The sequence below is a fragment of the Paraburkholderia solitsugae genome, assembly GCF_013177695.1.
In the GTDB taxonomy this organism is placed as follows: domain Bacteria; phylum Pseudomonadota; class Gammaproteobacteria; order Burkholderiales; family Burkholderiaceae; genus Paraburkholderia; species Paraburkholderia solitsugae.
In genome coordinates, this window is the sequence record NZ_WOEY01000018.1 from 107,039 (window position 1) to 123,783 (window position 16,745).

The 16,745-nt window shown below is 63.0% G+C and carries 17 protein-coding genes; 8 read left to right on the plus strand and 9 right to left on the minus strand.

Annotated features, from left to right (window positions below; genetic code table 11):
* Positions 1–9: 9 nt before the first annotated feature.
* From rbsK to GNZ12_RS04855, 4 genes are all read right to left on the minus strand, one after another.
* Positions 10–963, minus strand: coding sequence for a ribokinase (rbsK, locus tag GNZ12_RS04840; RefSeq protein WP_172309340.1), 954 nt, complete (start codon positions 961–963; stop codon positions 10–12).
* Between the two features lie 25 nt (positions 964–988).
* Positions 989–1,990: an ABC transporter permease gene (locus GNZ12_RS04845; protein WP_172309276.1), complete on the minus strand. Its 1,002-nt coding sequence runs from the start codon at positions 1,988–1,990 to the stop codon at positions 989–991.
* A gap of 3 nt (positions 1,991–1,993) precedes the next feature.
* Positions 1,994–3,634 carry a sugar ABC transporter ATP-binding protein gene (locus GNZ12_RS04850; RefSeq protein WP_172309277.1) on the minus strand — a complete coding sequence of 547 codons (1,641 nt, stop codon included), beginning with the start codon at positions 3,632–3,634 and terminating at the stop codon, positions 1,994–1,996.
* A gap of 73 nt (positions 3,635–3,707) precedes the next feature.
* Positions 3,708–4,673 carry a sugar ABC transporter substrate-binding protein gene (locus GNZ12_RS04855; RefSeq protein WP_172309278.1) on the minus strand — a complete coding sequence of 322 codons (966 nt, stop codon included), beginning with the start codon at positions 4,671–4,673 and terminating at the stop codon, positions 3,708–3,710.
* 206 nt (positions 4,674–4,879) lie between these two features.
* Between GNZ12_RS04855 and GNZ12_RS04860 the strand changes: the two genes are divergently transcribed.
* Both GNZ12_RS04860 and GNZ12_RS04865 read left to right on the plus strand, forming a co-directional pair.
* The gene (locus GNZ12_RS04860; RefSeq protein ID WP_172309279.1) at positions 4,880–5,752 is read left to right on the plus strand and encodes a LysR family transcriptional regulator; all 873 of its coding nucleotides are present in this window, start codon (positions 4,880–4,882) and stop codon (positions 5,750–5,752) included.
* Positions 5,753–5,997: 245 nt separating this feature from the next.
* Complete coding sequence (locus GNZ12_RS04865; RefSeq protein ID WP_172309280.1) at positions 5,998–7,290, plus strand: NRAMP family divalent metal transporter; 1,293 nt, start codon at positions 5,998–6,000, stop codon at positions 7,288–7,290.
* Positions 7,291–7,347: 57 nt separating this feature from the next.
* Here GNZ12_RS04865 and GNZ12_RS04870 read toward each other — a convergent pair whose 3' ends face one another.
* On the minus strand, positions 7,348–7,659 hold the full coding sequence (locus tag GNZ12_RS04870; RefSeq protein WP_172309281.1) for a chaperone modulator CbpM: 312 nt from the start codon (positions 7,657–7,659) through the stop codon (positions 7,348–7,350).
* Positions 7,656–8,699 (minus strand): DnaJ C-terminal domain-containing protein, encoded by a 1,044-nt coding sequence (locus tag GNZ12_RS04875; protein WP_172309282.1) that lies wholly within the window; start codon positions 8,697–8,699, stop codon positions 7,656–7,658. The genes GNZ12_RS04870 and GNZ12_RS04875 overlap by 4 nt, the downstream gene beginning before the upstream one ends.
* A gap of 440 nt (positions 8,700–9,139) precedes the next feature.
* Between GNZ12_RS04875 and GNZ12_RS04880 the strand changes: the two genes are divergently transcribed.
* The 3 genes from GNZ12_RS04880 (at position 9,140) to GNZ12_RS04890 (ending at position 11,187) form a co-directional block, all read left to right on the plus strand.
* Entirely contained in the window at positions 9,140–9,412 is a 273-nt protein-coding gene (locus tag GNZ12_RS04880; RefSeq protein ID WP_172309283.1) for a hypothetical protein, read from the plus strand.
* A gap of 50 nt (positions 9,413–9,462) precedes the next feature.
* Positions 9,463–9,987, plus strand: a complete 525-nt coding sequence (locus GNZ12_RS04885) for a universal stress protein (protein ID WP_172309284.1) — start codon at positions 9,463–9,465, stop codon at positions 9,985–9,987.
* 114 nt (positions 9,988–10,101) lie between these two features.
* Positions 10,102–11,187 carry a lysylphosphatidylglycerol synthase transmembrane domain-containing protein gene (locus GNZ12_RS04890; RefSeq protein WP_172309285.1) on the plus strand — a complete coding sequence of 362 codons (1,086 nt, stop codon included), beginning with the start codon at positions 10,102–10,104 and terminating at the stop codon, positions 11,185–11,187.
* Here GNZ12_RS04890 and GNZ12_RS04895 read toward each other — a convergent pair.
* The 3 genes from GNZ12_RS04895 to acs all read right to left on the minus strand — a co-directional run bounded on the left by GNZ12_RS04895 (position 11,184) and on the right by acs (position 14,188).
* The gene (locus GNZ12_RS04895; protein WP_172309286.1) at positions 11,184–11,423 is read right to left on the minus strand and encodes a UDP-glucose 4-epimerase; all 240 of its coding nucleotides are present in this window, start codon (positions 11,421–11,423) and stop codon (positions 11,184–11,186) included. The two genes, GNZ12_RS04890 and GNZ12_RS04895, sit on opposite strands and share 4 nt — an antisense overlap.
* Before the next feature lie 137 nt (positions 11,424–11,560).
* Complete coding sequence (locus tag GNZ12_RS04900; RefSeq protein WP_235993610.1) at positions 11,561–12,115, minus strand: acetate uptake transporter; 555 nt, start codon at positions 12,113–12,115, stop codon at positions 11,561–11,563.
* A 99-nt stretch (positions 12,116–12,214) separates the two neighbouring features.
* The gene (gene acs, locus GNZ12_RS04905) at positions 12,215–14,188 is read right to left on the minus strand and encodes an acetate--CoA ligase (protein WP_172309287.1); all 1,974 of its coding nucleotides are present in this window, start codon (positions 14,186–14,188) and stop codon (positions 12,215–12,217) included.
* Between the two features lie 517 nt (positions 14,189–14,705).
* Between acs and GNZ12_RS04910 the strand changes: the two genes are divergently transcribed.
* From GNZ12_RS04910 to GNZ12_RS04920, 3 genes are all read left to right on the plus strand, one after another.
* Positions 14,706–15,056: a DUF4148 domain-containing protein gene (locus GNZ12_RS04910; RefSeq protein WP_172309288.1), complete on the plus strand. Its 351-nt coding sequence runs from the start codon at positions 14,706–14,708 to the stop codon at positions 15,054–15,056.
* Positions 15,057–15,122: 66 nt separating this feature from the next.
* Entirely contained in the window at positions 15,123–15,473 is a 351-nt protein-coding gene (locus GNZ12_RS04915) for a DUF4148 domain-containing protein (protein WP_172309289.1), read from the plus strand.
* Positions 15,474–15,593: 120 nt separating this feature from the next.
* On the plus strand, positions 15,594–16,388 hold the full coding sequence (locus GNZ12_RS04920; RefSeq protein ID WP_172309290.1) for an alpha/beta hydrolase: 795 nt from the start codon (positions 15,594–15,596) through the stop codon (positions 16,386–16,388).
* The last annotated feature ends 357 nt before the right edge of the window (positions 16,389–16,745 follow it).

Consider the following 16,745-nt stretch of genomic DNA (forward strand, 5'->3'; position numbering starts at 1 on the left):
CGGCCCTTCTCAGGCTGCGCTATCCACTTCTGCGCGCGTCGGGATCGACGGCTGCGCACCCGCGCGCGTGACGGAAATCGAAGCCGCGCGTTGCGCGAGGCTGATCGCGCCTTCCAGCGGCTGCCGGGCAGCCAGTTGCGCGGCAAAGACGCCAATAAAGGTGTCGCCGGCCGCGGTCGTATCCACCGCCCGGACCTGCGGCGCGGAAAAATGCGTGCCTTCGCCCCCTTCCGGCAACAGATAGGCCCCTTGCGCACCCAGCGTGACAATCACGTTACGGGCGCCGCCGCGTTGCAACTCCAGCGCCGCCCTTCTCGCGCCGCTTTGCGATTCGACCGGCAGGCCGGCGAGTATCGCGGCCTCGACCTCGTTCGGCACGAGGTAGTCGACAAGAGGCAGCCATTCCGCGGGGAGCGGACCGGTTGCCGGCGCCGGGTTCAGCACGGTGATCTTGCCCAGGCGCCGGGCGAGCGCGAGTGTTGCATGGACGGAATCCCAAGGCGTTTCCAGTTGGCAGACCACCACGTCGCTGGCCTTGATCGCCGCTTCGTGACGCGCGACGCTCTCTGGCGTGAGTTCGCCGTTACTGCCCGCAACCACCACGATCGTGTTCTGTCCGTCGTCCGACACAGTCACCATCGCAACGCCGGTGGGCTGTACCGGGTCGACCTCGATACCTCCGCAGTCGATACCCTCCGCTTCCAGATCCTTGACCCGCTGAGCTCCGTTCGCATCCTTCCCCACGCGTCCGACCATCGCCACACGCGCGCCGATCCGCGCGGCCGCCACCGCCTGGTTGCCGCCCTTGCCGCCCGCAACCTGCGAGAACTCCTGTCCGCCGATCGTCTCGCCAGGCCGCGGCAAATGCGGTGCGCGGGCGACCAGGTCGGTATTGATGCTGCCCACCACGAGCACGCGGCCCGGCTTTACTTCTTTCGACACGTTCACTCTCCTGCCGACCATCCACGAACGGCCGCTAATGGTCAATTCATGCGGCGCGACGCCGGCTTCTGTAAGTATCCAGCACGACGGCCACGACAATCACCGCCCCTGTGATAATGCGTTTGGTCGGCTCGGTCGCCCCGATCTGGGCGAGACCCGCGGCCAGCACCGAGATGATCAGTACGCCAAAGAACGTGCTGATCACCGAGCCGCGGCCGCCCATCAAGCTCGTGCCGCCGATCACGACGGCCGCGATCACCTGCAATTCGATGCCCTGGCCGGCGTTCGGGTCCGCGGCCTCAAGGCGCGAGATCTGAAACAGGGAAGCCAGACCAGCCAGCAGGCCCATCAGCGCGAAGACCGCCACCTTGTACGGTCGCGGGTTGACGCCCGCGAGGCGCACCGCCTCCTCGTTCGTGCCGATGCCAATCAGATAACGCCCGAAGACCGTGCGGGTCAGCACCCACTGCGCCACGATCATGACAACGATGGCAATCAGGAACGCAGGAGAAATGCCGAACGCAATCGGGTTGGAGAGGAAATCGAACGCGTCGCCGATATAGGCTGTGCGGGAGTTGGTCAGTTGATACGCGAGACCGCGGGCCGCCTCGAGCACGCCGAGTGACACGATGAACGACGGAATCCGCCAGGCCACGGTAATCATGCCGGTCACGCAGCCCGTCAGTGCCGCCCCCGCCATGCCGAGCAAGGCGGCGGGCAACGCCGGCCAGTGCCACTGCAAGGCCGCGACGCTCGTGAGCGCCGCGCCGAGCGCCAGCACGGAACCGACCGACAGATCGATCCCGGCGATGATGAGCACGAAGGTCATGCCGATCGACATCACGACAAGATCGGGAATCTGGTTCGCGATCGTGCTGAAGGTGTCGTAGCTCAGGAAGTGCGAGCTCAGCAGCGAAAACAGGACAATCATCCCGAGGAGCGCGCCGAGCAGGCCAAGGTAGTTCGAGAATCCAAGGCGCGTGCCGATCGGCTTCGCGTCTTTGGGCGGTTTGTTCTGCAACGTAGGCAGGCTGGTTGGTGCGGTCATGCTTCAGTACTCCACAGATTTTGTGCCGGGCGCCGCTGCGTCGGGCGCTTTTGCGTGGGGCGCCCCTGCGTCGGGTTCGATCGGATCGTGCAGCAGCGCGTCGCGTTTCGTGTAGCCCGCGAACGCCGCTGCGAGCAGCGCGTCCTGAGTCCAGCTTCCACGCTCGAACATGCCTGTCATCCGTCCTGCCGACATCACCCCGATCCGGTCGCAAATCGACATCAACTCGCGCAAATCGCTCGACACCACTACCAACGCGCGGCCTTCCCGCGCGAGCGCGCCCATCAAGGCATAGATATCGAACTTCGCGCCGACGTCGATGCCGCGTGTGGGCTCGTCGAACAGCAACACCGTGCAATCGCGCGCGAGCCAGCGGCCGATCACCACCTTCTGCTGGTTGCCGCCGGAGAGCTCCGACACTGGCTGCGACGGCCCCGAACTGCGGATGCTCATCGCGTCGATCTGTTTGCGCGCCAGCGCCGCCTCACGCCGGGCGTCCACCACTCCCTTGCTCGACATCGCGCGCAGATGGCCGAGCGAGATATTGGCTGCAATGGGCTGCGTCAGCAGGAGGCCCTCGCCCTTGCGATCCTCCGTAATCAGCGCGATGCCGTTCTTCACGGCGTCCGATGGCGACGACACCTTCACGGGCGCGAGCGGCCCGCCGTCCTGTCCGATCGATACCGTGCCGGCATCCGCACGATCGGCGCCGTAGATGAGCCGCATCAGTTCTGTGCGGCCCGCGCCGATCAGACCGCTGATGCCGAAAATCTCGCCTGCCTTCACCTCGAAGGACACATCGCGGACGGCCGGCTCGCGGGTCATCCCCGTCACCTTGAACGCTACGTCGCCGATGCGCCGCTCGCCGAGATCGATCCGCTCGCCGATATCGCGCCCGACCATCAGCGTGACCAGGCGGTCGGCCGACAGATTCGCCATCTCGTCGACATGCACAAGCTGCCCGTCGCGCAGCACGGCAGCGCGACGCGCGATACGCTTCAATTCTTCTAGTCGATGCGAGATGTACACCAGCGCCACGCCGCGCGCCTTGAGCCGTTCGACCTGCTCGAACAGCAGGTCCACCTCGCGGGCGGTCAGCATCGCGGTGGGCTCGTCAAGGATCAGCACGCGGCAATCGCCGATCAGATTGCGCGCGATCTCGACCATCTGCTGATGCCCGATGCCCAGCGTGCCCACCAGCGTATCAGGGTGGATCGCGTCGAGCCCGACTTGCGCCATGGCATGCCGGGCGTCCTCACGCAATTTGGCTCGATCGATCCAGCCGAACATGCCGCGCTGCGGCAAGCGGTTCAGGAACAGGTTCTCGGCCACCGAGAGGGTCGGCAGAAGGTTCAACTCCTGCATGACCATGCGCACGCCGAGCGCCTCGGCGTCCTTGCGGCTGGCCGGCGTGTAAGCCGCGCCGCCCAGCGTCATCGAACCGGTCGTCGGGTTGACGAGACCGCCGATGATCTTGGACAAGGTGCTCTTGCCCGCGCCGTTTTCGCCGGTCAGCGCCAGCACCTCACCCGCGTAAAGGTCCAGCGAGATATCGGCGAGCACAGGGCCGGCGTACGTCTTGCCGATGCCGTGAACAGTCAGCACGGGCGGGGCATCGGTCAAGGATAGGATGGGAGTAGACATCAGATTGATCAAGCGGGACAAAGATCAGGCGGTGTGGCCCGTCATGCAATACGGGCCACGCGGTATGCCAGCCTTACTTGGTGACCAGATCGACAGGCGTTTCGACGACGCCCGACAATTCCGACTGCTTCTTGTGTTCGGCGATTGCCTTCAACGCTGTGTCGATACCGAACACGGCCTGTTTGGCGGCGTACTGATTGGCTGTGGCGAGGACGCGACCGTCGGCGAGCATCGGCTTGATCGCATCGATGTCGTCGTAGCCCACCACCTGCACCTTGCCGGCCTTGCCTGCCGCGCGCACGGCCGAGACCGCACCGATTGCCATGTTGTCATTGCCGCACAGCAGCGCCTTGACGTCCGGGTTGGCATTGAGAATCTGGCTCGCCACGGCGTTGCCCTTGTCGATTTCCCACTCACCCGATTGCAGCGAGACGACCTTCATGCCGCCCGTCGCCATGGCTTGCTTGAAGCCAGCCGTGCGTTGCTGCGCGTTGGTGGTCGTCGAGACGCCTTCAATAATGGCCACGTTGTCGCCCGCCTTCATATGTTTCGCCAGGTAGTCGCCGACCTTCAGCGCGCCCTTCGCGTTATCCGGGCCGACGAACGGGATGTTCAGGTCTTTCGATTTGAGCACGTCCGGATCCAGCTGGTTATCGATGTTGACCACGATAATGCCGGCGTCGACCGCTTTCTTGAGAACCGGCACCAGCGCCTTGGAATCGGCCGGTGCGATCACGAGTGCGTCGACCTTGGACACGACCATCTGCTCGACGATGCGAATCTGGTTAGCCGTATCGGTTTCGTCCTTGATGCCGTTCGTGACGAGATCGAATTTTGTGGGGTTCTGTTTCTGATAGTTTTTCGCGCCGGTTTCCATGGTCAGGAAAAACTCGTTCGCCAACGACTTCATCACCAGGGCGACTTTCGGCTTGTGTGCGGCCTGAGCGAACGCGGCGGGCATCGGCAGAATCGACACTGCGAGGAAGGCTGCGCTGGCTACGATGGCGCGACGCCGCGCCAGTTGGAAATGACGAATCATTGATGTCTCCGTATCGCTCGTTCGGTCTACATACTGATAGCCGTTGAGTCGTGTGATGGGAAGGTTGGTTCGCCACACCTGCCACCGGCTGCCCTTGAAACCCTCAGGTTTCTTTGCCAGATGCCGGGACGAGTATGGCCAGGTCCAATGCTATCCTCGCGATCCACGTTATGCTATGCCTAATTTCAAAATCGAGCGTTTCAAAAATGGAACACGTAGACTGGGACGACCTACGGATTCTCGTGGAAATCGCGCGCGGCGGGACCATGCGAGCGGCCGCGGCGGCCTGCGATCTGAGCGCGCCGACCCTGTCGCGCCGCCTGACCGAGCTTGAACGGCGGCTGGGTGAACCGCTGATCGACCGGGTGCCCTCAGGCTGCACGGTCACGGCATTCGGCGCGCGCGTGCTGGCCTGGGCCGAGCAGATGGAAGATCTCGCCCACCAGATCGAGCGCGCCGCGGACGTGACCGGCGGCGCAGGTGCGCACGGCACGGTGCGGATCAACGCCGTCGAATGGCCGTCTTACATTTTGCTTAAGCTGCTCGGCTCGTTCCAGGAGCGGCTGCCCGGCCTCGCCATCGAAGTGCTGACTTCACGACGGCCGTATAGCCTTGCTCGCCGCGAAGCGGACATCGCGCTGTGGTCCGAATGCCCGGACGAGGGCGACCTGTATGTCCGGCGCATCGGCAAGATCCGCTTCGGGCTGTTTGGTTCGCGCGACTACTATCTGCGCCACAAGGCGGCGATCACGAGGAAGGAATGGGACAAGCTGTCGTTCGTCGGTTATGACGACCGGCAGCCGGATCATCCCGCCACGCAATGGCTGAAGACCCTGCCCGGCGCGCCCGCGCCTTCGCTTCGAAGCAGCTATGGCATGGGCGTATTCGACGGCGTGCTGGGTGGTTCCGGGCTCGGCGTGCTTGCCCAACTCGCGGGCGATACAACGAGCGATCTCGTCTGCATCGAGAAGCACATCAAGGCGCTCGACCAGGACGTGTGGATGGTGCTGCATCCCGCCCTGCGCGACAGCGAGCGCATCCGGACCGTGGCTAATCTCATTGCCGAGATCTTCCGGTAGCACCGGGCCCCGGCGCTCGTGGGGGCGAGCGGCACCACGTGGTACGACACCGTACCGACTGCACCGGCGAACAGGCGCACCCTCGACTCGTCTCACAGCACGTCGGCAAACAGGTTCACGCTACCCGCGCCGCGTCACGCTGCATCATCGGCTGGCATGAATGCGTGGCGGCGACCGAACCGGCGGCGCCCACGACCATCTGACGGACGATTATGGCCTCGCCGGCCAAAGAGGAGCCCCCGGCCATGGACACGCTGACCCGCGAGCCAGTCAAGCAGCCGAACCGCCCGAAACTGCTTCAGGTAATGGGACCCGGCCTCATTACCGGCGCCTCGGACGACGACCCAAGTGGCATCGCCACCTATTCGCAGGTCGGCGCGCAGTTCGGCTATGGTCTCGCGTGGACCTTGCTGTTCAGCTATCCGCTAATGGCCGCGATCCAGGAGATCAGTGCGCGCATCGGGCGCGTCACCGGTTGCGGCATCGCCGGCAATTTACGGCGGCACTATCCGCGTTGGCTTTCCACCAGCGTCGTCAGTCTGCTGCTGATTGCGAACATCATCAATCTGGGCGCCGACCTCGGCGCGATGGGCGCGGCGCTCAAGCTGTTGATCTCTGGCCCCGCGTTGCTCTATGTCTGCGGTTTCGGCCTGCTCTCGGTAGCGCTCGAAGTTTTCACGCGTTACGCTCGCTATGTATCGATACTCAAATGGCTGTGCCTGTCGCTCTTCAGCTACGTGATCTGCGCATTCGTCGTCAAAGTGCCGTGGGACCAGGTGGGCTTGGCCGTGATCTGGCCACCGCTTTCGGCTAAACCGGATTACATCGTGGCCATCGTTGCGGTCATGGGTACGACCATCAGCCCTTACCTGTTTTTCTGGCAAGCCGAACAGGAAGTCGAAGACGAACTGGAGCGGCCCGGCGCCCATCCGCTCACTCACGCGCCGTGGGAAGCCCCTGCCGAGTTCACGCGAATCCGCATCGATACCTATCTCGGCATGGCGCTGTCGAATACCATCGCCTTCTTCATCGTCGTGACCACCGCAGCGACGTTGCATGCTCACGGGCCCATCGATATCCAGACTTCGGCCCAGGCGGCGGAAGCGCTGCGAGCGGTCGCCGGACCGTTCACGTTTGTCGTTTTCGCGGCCGGCATTATCGGCACCGGTTTGTTGACGCTGCCGGTACTGGCCGGCTCGGGTGCCTACGCAGTCGGCGAACTGTTCGCGTGGCGGGTTGGACTTGCCCGCCTGCCGCTGCAGGCGAAGGCGTTCTATGGCGTGATCGCCGCGGCGACAGCGATCGGCGTCGGTTTGAACTTCACCTCGATCGACCCGGTCAAGGCGCTGTTCTGGAGCGCGGTGCTCAACGGGGTGGTCGCCGTGCCGGTCATGATCGTCATGATGCATCTGTCGATGCGTACCGGCATCATGTCGCGCTTCACGTTGCCGTTGGTGCTGCGTGTCCTCGGCTGGGTGGCAACCGGTGTGATGGCGGCGACGGTGATCGCGATGATCGTCGCGTGGATTGCGCCATGAGCCCTGCTTTCGCGCCTGGAAGGCGCTGGCAGGCGGACAGGTGACAACGATCTGCCTCTATCGTCCAAGCAGCTGTGCGCGCAAGACTTCGATTTGATCGAGCAGATCGAGCGCGAGCGCAATGCCCGCAGCGTTGATCTCGAGATCGTGCGCGAGGCGCCGGGCAGTTCGGCCACGGCGCAATGACGACCCGTCAAAGCGCGGTGCATCCGTGCTGCCTGGGTATTTCGGCTCAATGACGCCCTGATCGATCCACGACGCCAACTGCGCTTCCGAGGCGCCGGTTGCCCGGCACAACTCGATCAGGGTGAACTCCACCTGCTCTTCGACGATCAGACATTCCAACCATGCAGTGCGCGATTCGTTCATGACGGGTCCCCTGAAAAATGCTCGCGAGGTTCGAAGCTGAACGCTTGCCGCATCGTCTCGTAGGCCGCGCGTGCCTGATCGCTGTCGGCGGGCGGCAGAACGACGTTCAGTTGCGCATAGAGGTCACCCGGTGTGCCGGACGGACCGCTGGCTGGGATGCCCTTGCCTCGCAGGCGCAACCGGCGGCCGCCGGCCGAGTTCTGTGGCACCGTCATTTCCACCGCGCCGTCGGGTGTGGGCACCGTGATCCGCGCGCCCAACGCGGCCTCCCACGGGGCGACCGGCACATCGATCGTCACGTCGCGGCCATCGACGCGAAAGCGGCCATGCTCGTGAAAATGGATCTCCAGATAGAGGTCTCCTGCGCGCCCGTCGCCAAAGCCAGGGCCGCCCTGGCCGGCCAGCCGCAAATGCTGGCCACCGTAGACGCCCTTTGGAATGGAGACGTTCAGCGTTCGTGAGTTCAGCGTGACGTGGCCACTTGCGTCGAGCACCGGCATCTCCAGCGAGATGGAACGCTGTGCTCCCCGATAGGCTTCTTCCAGATCGATGACAACCTTGGCATGGTGATCCTGGCCGGGCGCTGCATAGCGCTCGCCGCCGTAAGCCGCCTCCTGATGCTGCCCCATTCCCTCGTTGCGGGCAGCGCCGGGCGCACGCCGTCTGCGTCCCGGCGAGGCACGGCCACCGTCCGCATGGACTCCGCGAAATAGCGCTTCGAAGAATTCTCCGAAGCCTGCGTCTTCGCCCGCGTGGCCCTCCGCGCCGTTGAATTCGAAGCCTTCGTCCCACTGCGGCGGCGGCTGGAACTCCTCGCCGTTGCGCCACTGACTGCCCATCCGGTCGTAGGCCGCGCGCTTCTCCGTGTCTTTGAGCACGCTGTAGGCTTCGCCGACTTCCTTGAACTGCGCCTCGGCGTCGTCGAGTTTGCTGAGGTCGGGGTGATATTTGCGGGCGAGCTTGCGGTAGGCCCGCTTGATGTCGTCCTGGGTCGCACTGCGCGGCAATGCCAGAGCTTCGTAATAGTCTTTGTATTTCATGTCGACAACCTGGCGATAGAAGGCGCCCAGCCGCTCAATTCAGCGGCACGGCTGCGGGTTGCACGCGAGGCGCGGCATCAACCGATGCCAGGCCGCCGCGGCGCACGTGCTCGGAGGTCGCGGAGGAACGGACAGGAGGAACTAGCGGACTTCCATGACTACGGTGCGCGCGAGGCCAGTGAAAGTCGGTACGGTGCCGTACCGCACTTTCAGATGAAAGAAACCGCGACAGGTGGCGGAGTGCGCGCAGGATATTTTGAAGTCCGTACGGTGGCGGACTGCTTTAGCGTCTGCCAAGGCATAACATGGCCTGAAGCTACGCAAACGGCTCAGCGCGCTCGCGCTCGCATCGGCATCACCCGAAGGTCCTGCATGTGGGGGGGTTGCATAGATGTAGATGAGCCACCGCAGGCAACCACCGCTATGAGGAGCAAATAATCATGGCCATTCCCACCACCCTCTACAAAGGGCACGAGTTACGTGCGTACGCCCGCCAGCAATTCCCGCTCTTCGGTGACCCGTATGCGAAAGGGCCGAGGCGTTTTTCATCGGTCGTGCGGATCGACACGGTTCCTTCGAGCGAGACTGAAGCACGACGCTATACAACGGTTTTCGACGCCGTGAGTCCCGCCACCTTCAACGATGCGATCGATCTTGCGATGCAGTTCGGCAAAGACATTGTCGATGGCAAGGTTCAGGCTGCGGCGCTCTGATCACTCCCCAACTGGACCCGCGATCCTGCAGCGCACACTTCGAGGTCGACATGTATAAGCACATTCTGGTAGCAATCGATGGCAGCGAGACGTCCGAACACGCATTCGACGCCGCTTTGCAACTTGCACACGAAAGCGGTGCGCAATTGCAACCGCTTTACGTCGTCGACAACCCGCTGATGGCGTACGACGCCTTCGGCTACGATCCGACGATCCCGCGTGACGCGTTCGTGGAAGAAGGCCAGCGATTAATGGCGGACGCCCTGGCCCGCATGAAACACGAAAACGTGGCCGGCACGCCGCGGATGGTGGACGTCGCGCCGATCGGCGAGGATATTTCGGAGCGCATCCGCATCACGGCGAACGAATTCAATGCGGACCTGCTGGTGCTCGGCACGCACGGCCGGCGCGGCTTCAAGCGTTTGTTCCTCGGCAGTGTCGCCGAGCGCGTGGTGCGCAGTGCGTGTTGTCCCGTGTTGCTGGTGCCAGGCCGGCAGACGCAAACCACCCTCGTAGAGTCAGCCAAACCGGGCCACGCTGACGTTGCCGCGGCGATGGTTGAGACGCCGCGCTAGAACCGGGAGCGCTCACCCTCGGCGATCGGCGGGGCGCGAGGATCGCCTTGAGGGCATGCGCTTGAGCTTGTACACCCCTGCCATCACTTAGCGACTTCAATCGCCTCTCATCCCATGAGCACGCCGCAGATCCGCTCCGCCCACGCCCCGCTGATGCCGGGAAGCGGCGCGTTGCTGCCCAAGCCGACGCCTGTCGCCGAGACCGGCCTCGTGCATATTGCTCCCGGCTTGCTCGGCAAAACATCGCGGTGGCGCCCGCTCATGTTCTGGATCGTCGGAGTGATGGGCTTTGTCACCGTCATTCTGGTAGTGCTACACCTCGGCTCGCTGCAAAAGATGGCCGAACTGATGCGCTCAGCTCGTCCGGGCTGGATGCTGGTCGCGCTTGCGGTTCAGTCCGGCACCTATGTCAGCGCGGCGTTCGTATGGCGCCAGGCTTTGCTGCAGGCCGGACATCCCCTGTCGCTACGCACCCTGATTCCACTCGGCATCGCCAAGGTCTTTACCGATCAGGTCCTGCCAAGCGGCGGCATCAGTGGCACGATGCTCGTGGTGCGCGGCCTGACCGGCCGGCGCGTCCCTGCCGGGATCGCGATGGCCGCCATGCTGGCCGGCATGGTGTCATACGACATCGCCTACCTGTTCGTGGTGCTCGCAAGCGCCGGCGTGCTGTGGCTCCAGCATCGGCTGAACGTGCCACTGATCGCCGGCGTGGCGATCTTCGTGATCGTGACGGTGGTGGTTCCGGCTGCCGTGTTGGGACTCAAGCAATGGGGGCAACGTGCGCCGGTCGCGTGGCTCAGCAAGTGCCTGGGCGTCACTGCGCTGCTCCAGGAGTTGACCGATGCGCCCACTCACCTGCTGCGCAGCCCGCGCCTGCTGTTGCAGACAGTGGGACTGCAACTGGCCATCTTCGTCTTCGATGCCTTGACGCTCTGGCTGGCGTTCAACGCGATCGGCGAAGTGCCACCGCTTTGGGTCGTGTTCGTGAGCTTCATCATCGCGTCGATGGTGGCCACTATCGGTCCCATTCCAGTCGGCTTGGGGACCTTCGAAGCCACCTCGGTGGGGATACTGAGTTTGCTTGGCGTGTCAGTGGAAGCGGCGCTCGCCGCCACACTGCTGTTGCGCGCCCTGACTTTCTGGTTGCCGATGCTGCCCGGCATCTGGTTGGCACGCCGGGAGATACGGCGCCGTTAGGCGCCGCAAATCGTATTCGGGGTCGTCAGGCCCACCCACGACATGCCTTCTTTCAAGCCATCCAGCACGGCCTCCTGCGGCGTGCGGAAAATCTGGTCGTGCGTGAATTCACGCACGACCACGCCATCCGGCCCGGTAACGCTCGTGCCGATCAGACAGCCAAAGTCAGTGCCGCTTGCGCGTGCGCAAGCCGTAACCGTCCAGCCGTCGCCGTCCACTTTGCCTGACAGGTTCATGACGTTTTGCCTCGCGCATATTCAACGCTGTTAGTGTTCGATACCCGCGGTTTGCACATCGCCTAACTGATCGACTGCAGAAGTCACACTCACTCCTCTGTGTCGAAACAATCTGCAGCCGACGTCCCTTTGGATAATCAGAGCGCCACAGCATGCCGGCTAAGTATCCGTGGATCGCCAACCGGCAGAACCACCCGCCCGTGCACCTCGTTGATCACATCGGCTGCGGACAGATAGAACGCGAGCGCGGCAGTGACGAGCCCCATATAGCCGCCCGCCATCCGCACCAACCCTGAACCCGTCCACTCTCCTCCAGCCAGCAGCCCGAAGGTGATCCAGAGCGCCAGAAAAATGAACTGCAGCGCGCGAGGTGAGCGAAAAGTGGCCAGCCACATATAGAACGTGAAGACACCCCAAAGAAACAGATACCAGCCGACGAACGCGGGTGGCACCTTGTCATGCAGAAAGAGCACGAACAGTGCAAACGACCACCAGAACGCGGCGTAACTCAGAAAGGCCGTCGCACCGAAGGTATTACCGCGCGGCAACTCCATCATCCCTGCAATGGCCTGCGCGGTCCCACCGTAGGCGAGCGCACAGGCGAGCACGAGGCCCATCGACTCGCCCGAAAACCAGCCGGCGTTGATCATGCTGAGCAGCCACGTTGTCAATGCAAAGCCGGCGAGACCCAGTGGCGCGGGTTCGCTAGTGTGGTTCGGATCGGTGCGCTGGCCATGGCCTGCTCCTGAAGATAAAAAACGTTCCAGCAATCTCGCGCCCTGCGCGAACCATCACCCGAGCTGATCGAGAATCGCCGGATTTTCCAGCGTGGATACGTCCTGGGTAATTTCTTCGCCAGCCGCCAGCGAGCGCAGCAAGCGGCGCATGATCTTGCCCGAGCGCGTTTTCGGCAGGTTCTCGCCGAAGCGGATTTCTTTGGGCTTTGCGATCGGGCCGATCTCCTTGCCGACCCAATTGCGCAATTCGGTCGCGATTCTGATCGCCTGGTCGCCGGTCGGCCGCTCGCCCTTCAACACCACGAACGCGACGACGACTTCGCCAGTCGTCTCGTCGGCACGGCCGACGACCGCGGCTTCCGCCACCAGCGGGTTCGCGACAAGCGCCGACTCGATCTCCATCGTGCCGAGCCGGTGGCCCGATACGTTGAGCACATCGTCGATACGGCCGGTAATCGTGAAGTAGCCGGTGTCCTCATCACGGACCGCACCGTCGCCGGCGAGATACAGTTTGCCGCCGAGATCTTCAGGGAAGTAACTCTGCTTGTAGCGCTCGGGATCGCCCCAGACGCCGCGCAGCATCGACGGCCATGGCCGTTTGATGACGAGAATGCCGCCCTGCCCGTTCGGCACGTCCTGTCCGGTTTCGTCGACGATCGCGGCCATGATGCCCGGCAGCGGCAGCGTGCACGAACCCGGCACCAGTGGCGTGGCGCCGGGCATCGGCGCGATCATGTGGCCACCCGTTTCCGTTTGCCACCAGGTGTCGATGACAGGGCAATGGCTATGGCCGACGTGTTCGTAGAACCACGTCCACGCGGCCGGGTTGATCGGCTCGCCGACTGTGCCGAGCAGACGCAATGTCGACAGGTCGTAACGGTCCGGATGAACTTCGGGATCGGATTCGGCCAGCTTGATGAGCGAACGGATCGCGGTGGGTGCGGTGTAGAACACCGTCACGCGATGTTTCGCGATCATCTCCCAGAAGCGGCCCGCGTTCGGATAAGTGGGCACGCCTTCGAACACGACCTGGGTCACGCCAATCGCCGTCGGACCGTACGCGATATAACTGTGGCCGGTAATCCAGCCGATGTCGGCGGTACACCAGAATACGTCGCTGCGCTTCGCGTCGAAGGTCCACTTCATGGTCTGCGCGGCCCACATCAGGAAGCCGCCCGTACTGTGCTGCACCCCCTTCGGCACCCCCGTCGAACCGGACGTATAGAGAATAAAGAGCGGATGTTCCGCGCCGACCCATTCCGGCTCGCACGTGTCTGCTGCGGCTTGCGTGAGTTCGTGCATCCACAGGTCGCGTCCTTCGCGCCACGCGACTTTGCCGCCCGTGCGCCGATAGACGATGACGCTTTTCACCGCTTCACAACCGCCCATCGCAAGGGCCTCGTCCGCGATGTTCTTCAACGGAAGCGCTTTGCCGCCGCGCATCTGTTCATCGCAGGTGACCAGCGCGATCGCGCCCACATTGACCATCCGCTCGTTGAGCGATTTCGACGAAAAACCGCCGAACACGACGGAATGCGTCGCGCCGATGCGCGCGCACGCCTGCATTGCCACGATGCCTTCAATCGACATCGGCATGTAGATCACCACGCGGTCGCCTTTCTTCACGCCGCGGGTTCGCAAGGCGTTGGCAAAGCGGCTCACCCGTTCGAGTAACTGCCGGTAGGTGACGTGCGTGACGGTGCCGTCGTCCGCTTCGAAGATCACTGCGACATGCTCACCGTTACCGGCTTCGACGTGGCGGTCGAGGCAGTTGTAGGACGCGTTGAGGGTGCCGTCGTTGAACCATTCATAGAACGGCGCGCGCGATTCATCGAGAACCGTAGAAAACGGCTTTTTCCACTCGAGCGTCTCGCGCGCGAGACGGGCCCAGAATCCGGCGTAGTCACGTTCAGCCTCGGCGACCAACGTGCGGTAGGCGTCCATGCCGGAGATCGCGGCGTACGCCGCCACACTGGCGTGAGGAAGGAAGGTTTGCGGCTCCTCCAGAATCGAATCGGTCGGTGACATTTTGTGTTCCTTGCACGCTTTCGTGCGTGCTTGATGGATGTGTCGCGCAAATCGCGGCGCCCCTGCTGCGCCGGGCGTGACAAGGCATTCCGCATGATCGGCTCGATCACGCGGTTGGCCGCTCCGGGCGGAATGGGGATGGCGCACAAATCGGTCAGGGAAGCCCTGTCGCGCGAAACTATTTCGATCGGCGGTGACGGAGAAATGCGGGGGGCTTGCGATGACGGTGCTCGCGTGGGAGGAGGAAGTCGGTACGGTGGCGTACGGGGTTGGTCAGTTCATTCAGGCAAACGTAAGGTTCGCGCACTTCCCCCGGGCTGCAGAAAAAAATGGAATAAGCAGCCAAACGGTGTGTTTGCCCCTACATAGACGGCAGCAAGCAGACGGTCCACGAGCGAAAGCAGAAACGCTTCTGCGCAGCTTCAGCAGCACGTGGATCACATAGGTAGACAAGTAAAGACGCAGTTTTCAATCACATAGATCGTTAGATTCAATCACCATCAATTAGGTATCCAAAATGAAACGCAACCTTGCTATTACTCTTTCGATGATCCTCCTTGCATCGGCCGGCGCAGTCACCCAGGCATCGGCACAGGAAAGGACCCGCGCGGAAGTGCGCCAGGAACTGGTTCAGGCAGAAGCCGACGGCTCGCGCCTCGTGACCGACACGTCGTACCCCGAGATCAACCCGATCTTCTCGCAACAGGCCGCGCGCATGAAGGTGAGCATGAGTGGTGAGGGTCCGGCGACGTCGGGTTCGACGGCGGCAGGCCAACGCTCATCCAATGCGCCCACCCATTCTGCAGGCGCGGCGATGACGGCGTGTGTCGGCCCTGCAGGATTCTGCACGCCGTACTTCGGCAGCTAAAGCATTCTCCCTTTCCCGGCAACCGTTTCCCCGCGATTCATCACACTCACAGGAAGACTATCAATCATGAACAAGACTCTCGTTTGTATCGCTCTCGCCGCCAGCGCATTGGCCGCTCCCGCTCTGAGCTTCGCGCAATCGAATGCGCCGGTGACACGCGCCGAAGTCCGCGCCGATCTGGTGCGTGTCGAACAGGCGGGTTACAACCCGTCACGCGGCGACGACGCCGACTATCCGGCCGACATCCAGGCTGCTGAAGCAAAGATCGCGGCGCACGGCGATCAGCCGATGGCGCAGCGGGGCTATGGCGGCGTAGCGCAGTACGGCAGTTCGTCGTCCGGCGCGCCCACGCGTGTGTCGACGCCCTCTTCCTGTGTGGGTCCGGTGAGCTTCTGCAATACCTTCTTCGGTAGCTGAACAGTGGCGAAAGGGGTTCTGATTCGCCCCCACATGCACAGTACTCCTACTATTTTTTTAAGGAACTAGCCGGTTTTCTCTCAATACCTCCACCCATCTCAACGCATAACGGAGTGTGTCATGAAAGTTTTGCCTCTCGTCGCCTCGGCCTTGTCACTGTCGGCTAGTCTTTTTGCGTCTACCGGTGCGATGGCACAGGACGCCCAGCCGCAGAATGCCCCGGTCCACAATATCGTGCTCGTGCACGGCGCGTGGGTGGACGGATCAGGCTGGAAACCGGTCTATGACCGGCTGACCAAAGATGGCTACCACGTCACTATCGTGCAGGAGCCACTCAGCTCGCTCGAAGACGACGTCGCCGCAACCAAACGCGTTCTCGACCAGCAGAATGGCCCGACGATCCTCGTGGCACACAGCTACGGCGGCTCGGTCATCACCGAGGCCGGCGTGCATCCGAACGTCGTCGGCCTGGTGTACGTGGCCGCACACGCGCCGGCCGTCGGCGAAGACGAAAGCACGCTTGGCAAAGGTATGCCGAGCTACACGTCGAAGCAAGCAGGCGCCATCATGAAGACCGGCGACGGCTACACGTACCTGAATCCTGCGGATTTCCCGAGCGATTTCGCCGCCGATCTGCCGCTCAAGGAAGCCCAGTTCGAATCGCACGCGCAAATCCTCACTGCAGCGAAGGTCTTCTCGACACCGATGGCGGTCGCCGCATGGACCAGCAAACCGAGTTGGGGCATCGTCGCGGCCGATGACAAGATCATCAATCCCGACCTCGAACGCTGGTACTACGCCCGTGCGCACAGTCACACGACGATACTCGCCGGCGCGAGCCACTCGGTCTACGAATCGCGTCCGAAAGAAGTCGCTGCCGTGATCGAAGACGCGGCAAAGCATGCTCAGTTGTGAGTGGGCCGATGCGTAGGCCGTCGAGTCAGTGGCGGCGGCCCACGCTCTCGTCGAAATCGCGCGCCAGCATTCCTACCAGGATTTCGCCGAACCGCGCTAGCAGCACAGCTTCAGCCTTTTAGCCGCAGGCGTCGACACGCATCATTCGTTGGCATTGGCAAAGCACACGCAAGCACGATCACGCCCCCCGTGCCAAAAATGACGGAGGCTCGAATCCGGGCCTCCGCTCAGGCGTTAAACGCCCTCCTCCCCTTCCCAAATCGCCCGCAGTGCCCTCCCTCGAGTTGTCATTTTTGTTTTTCAATGTAATGATATAACATTCCTCGCGACGAACGACGACAAGGATCCCACTTGATT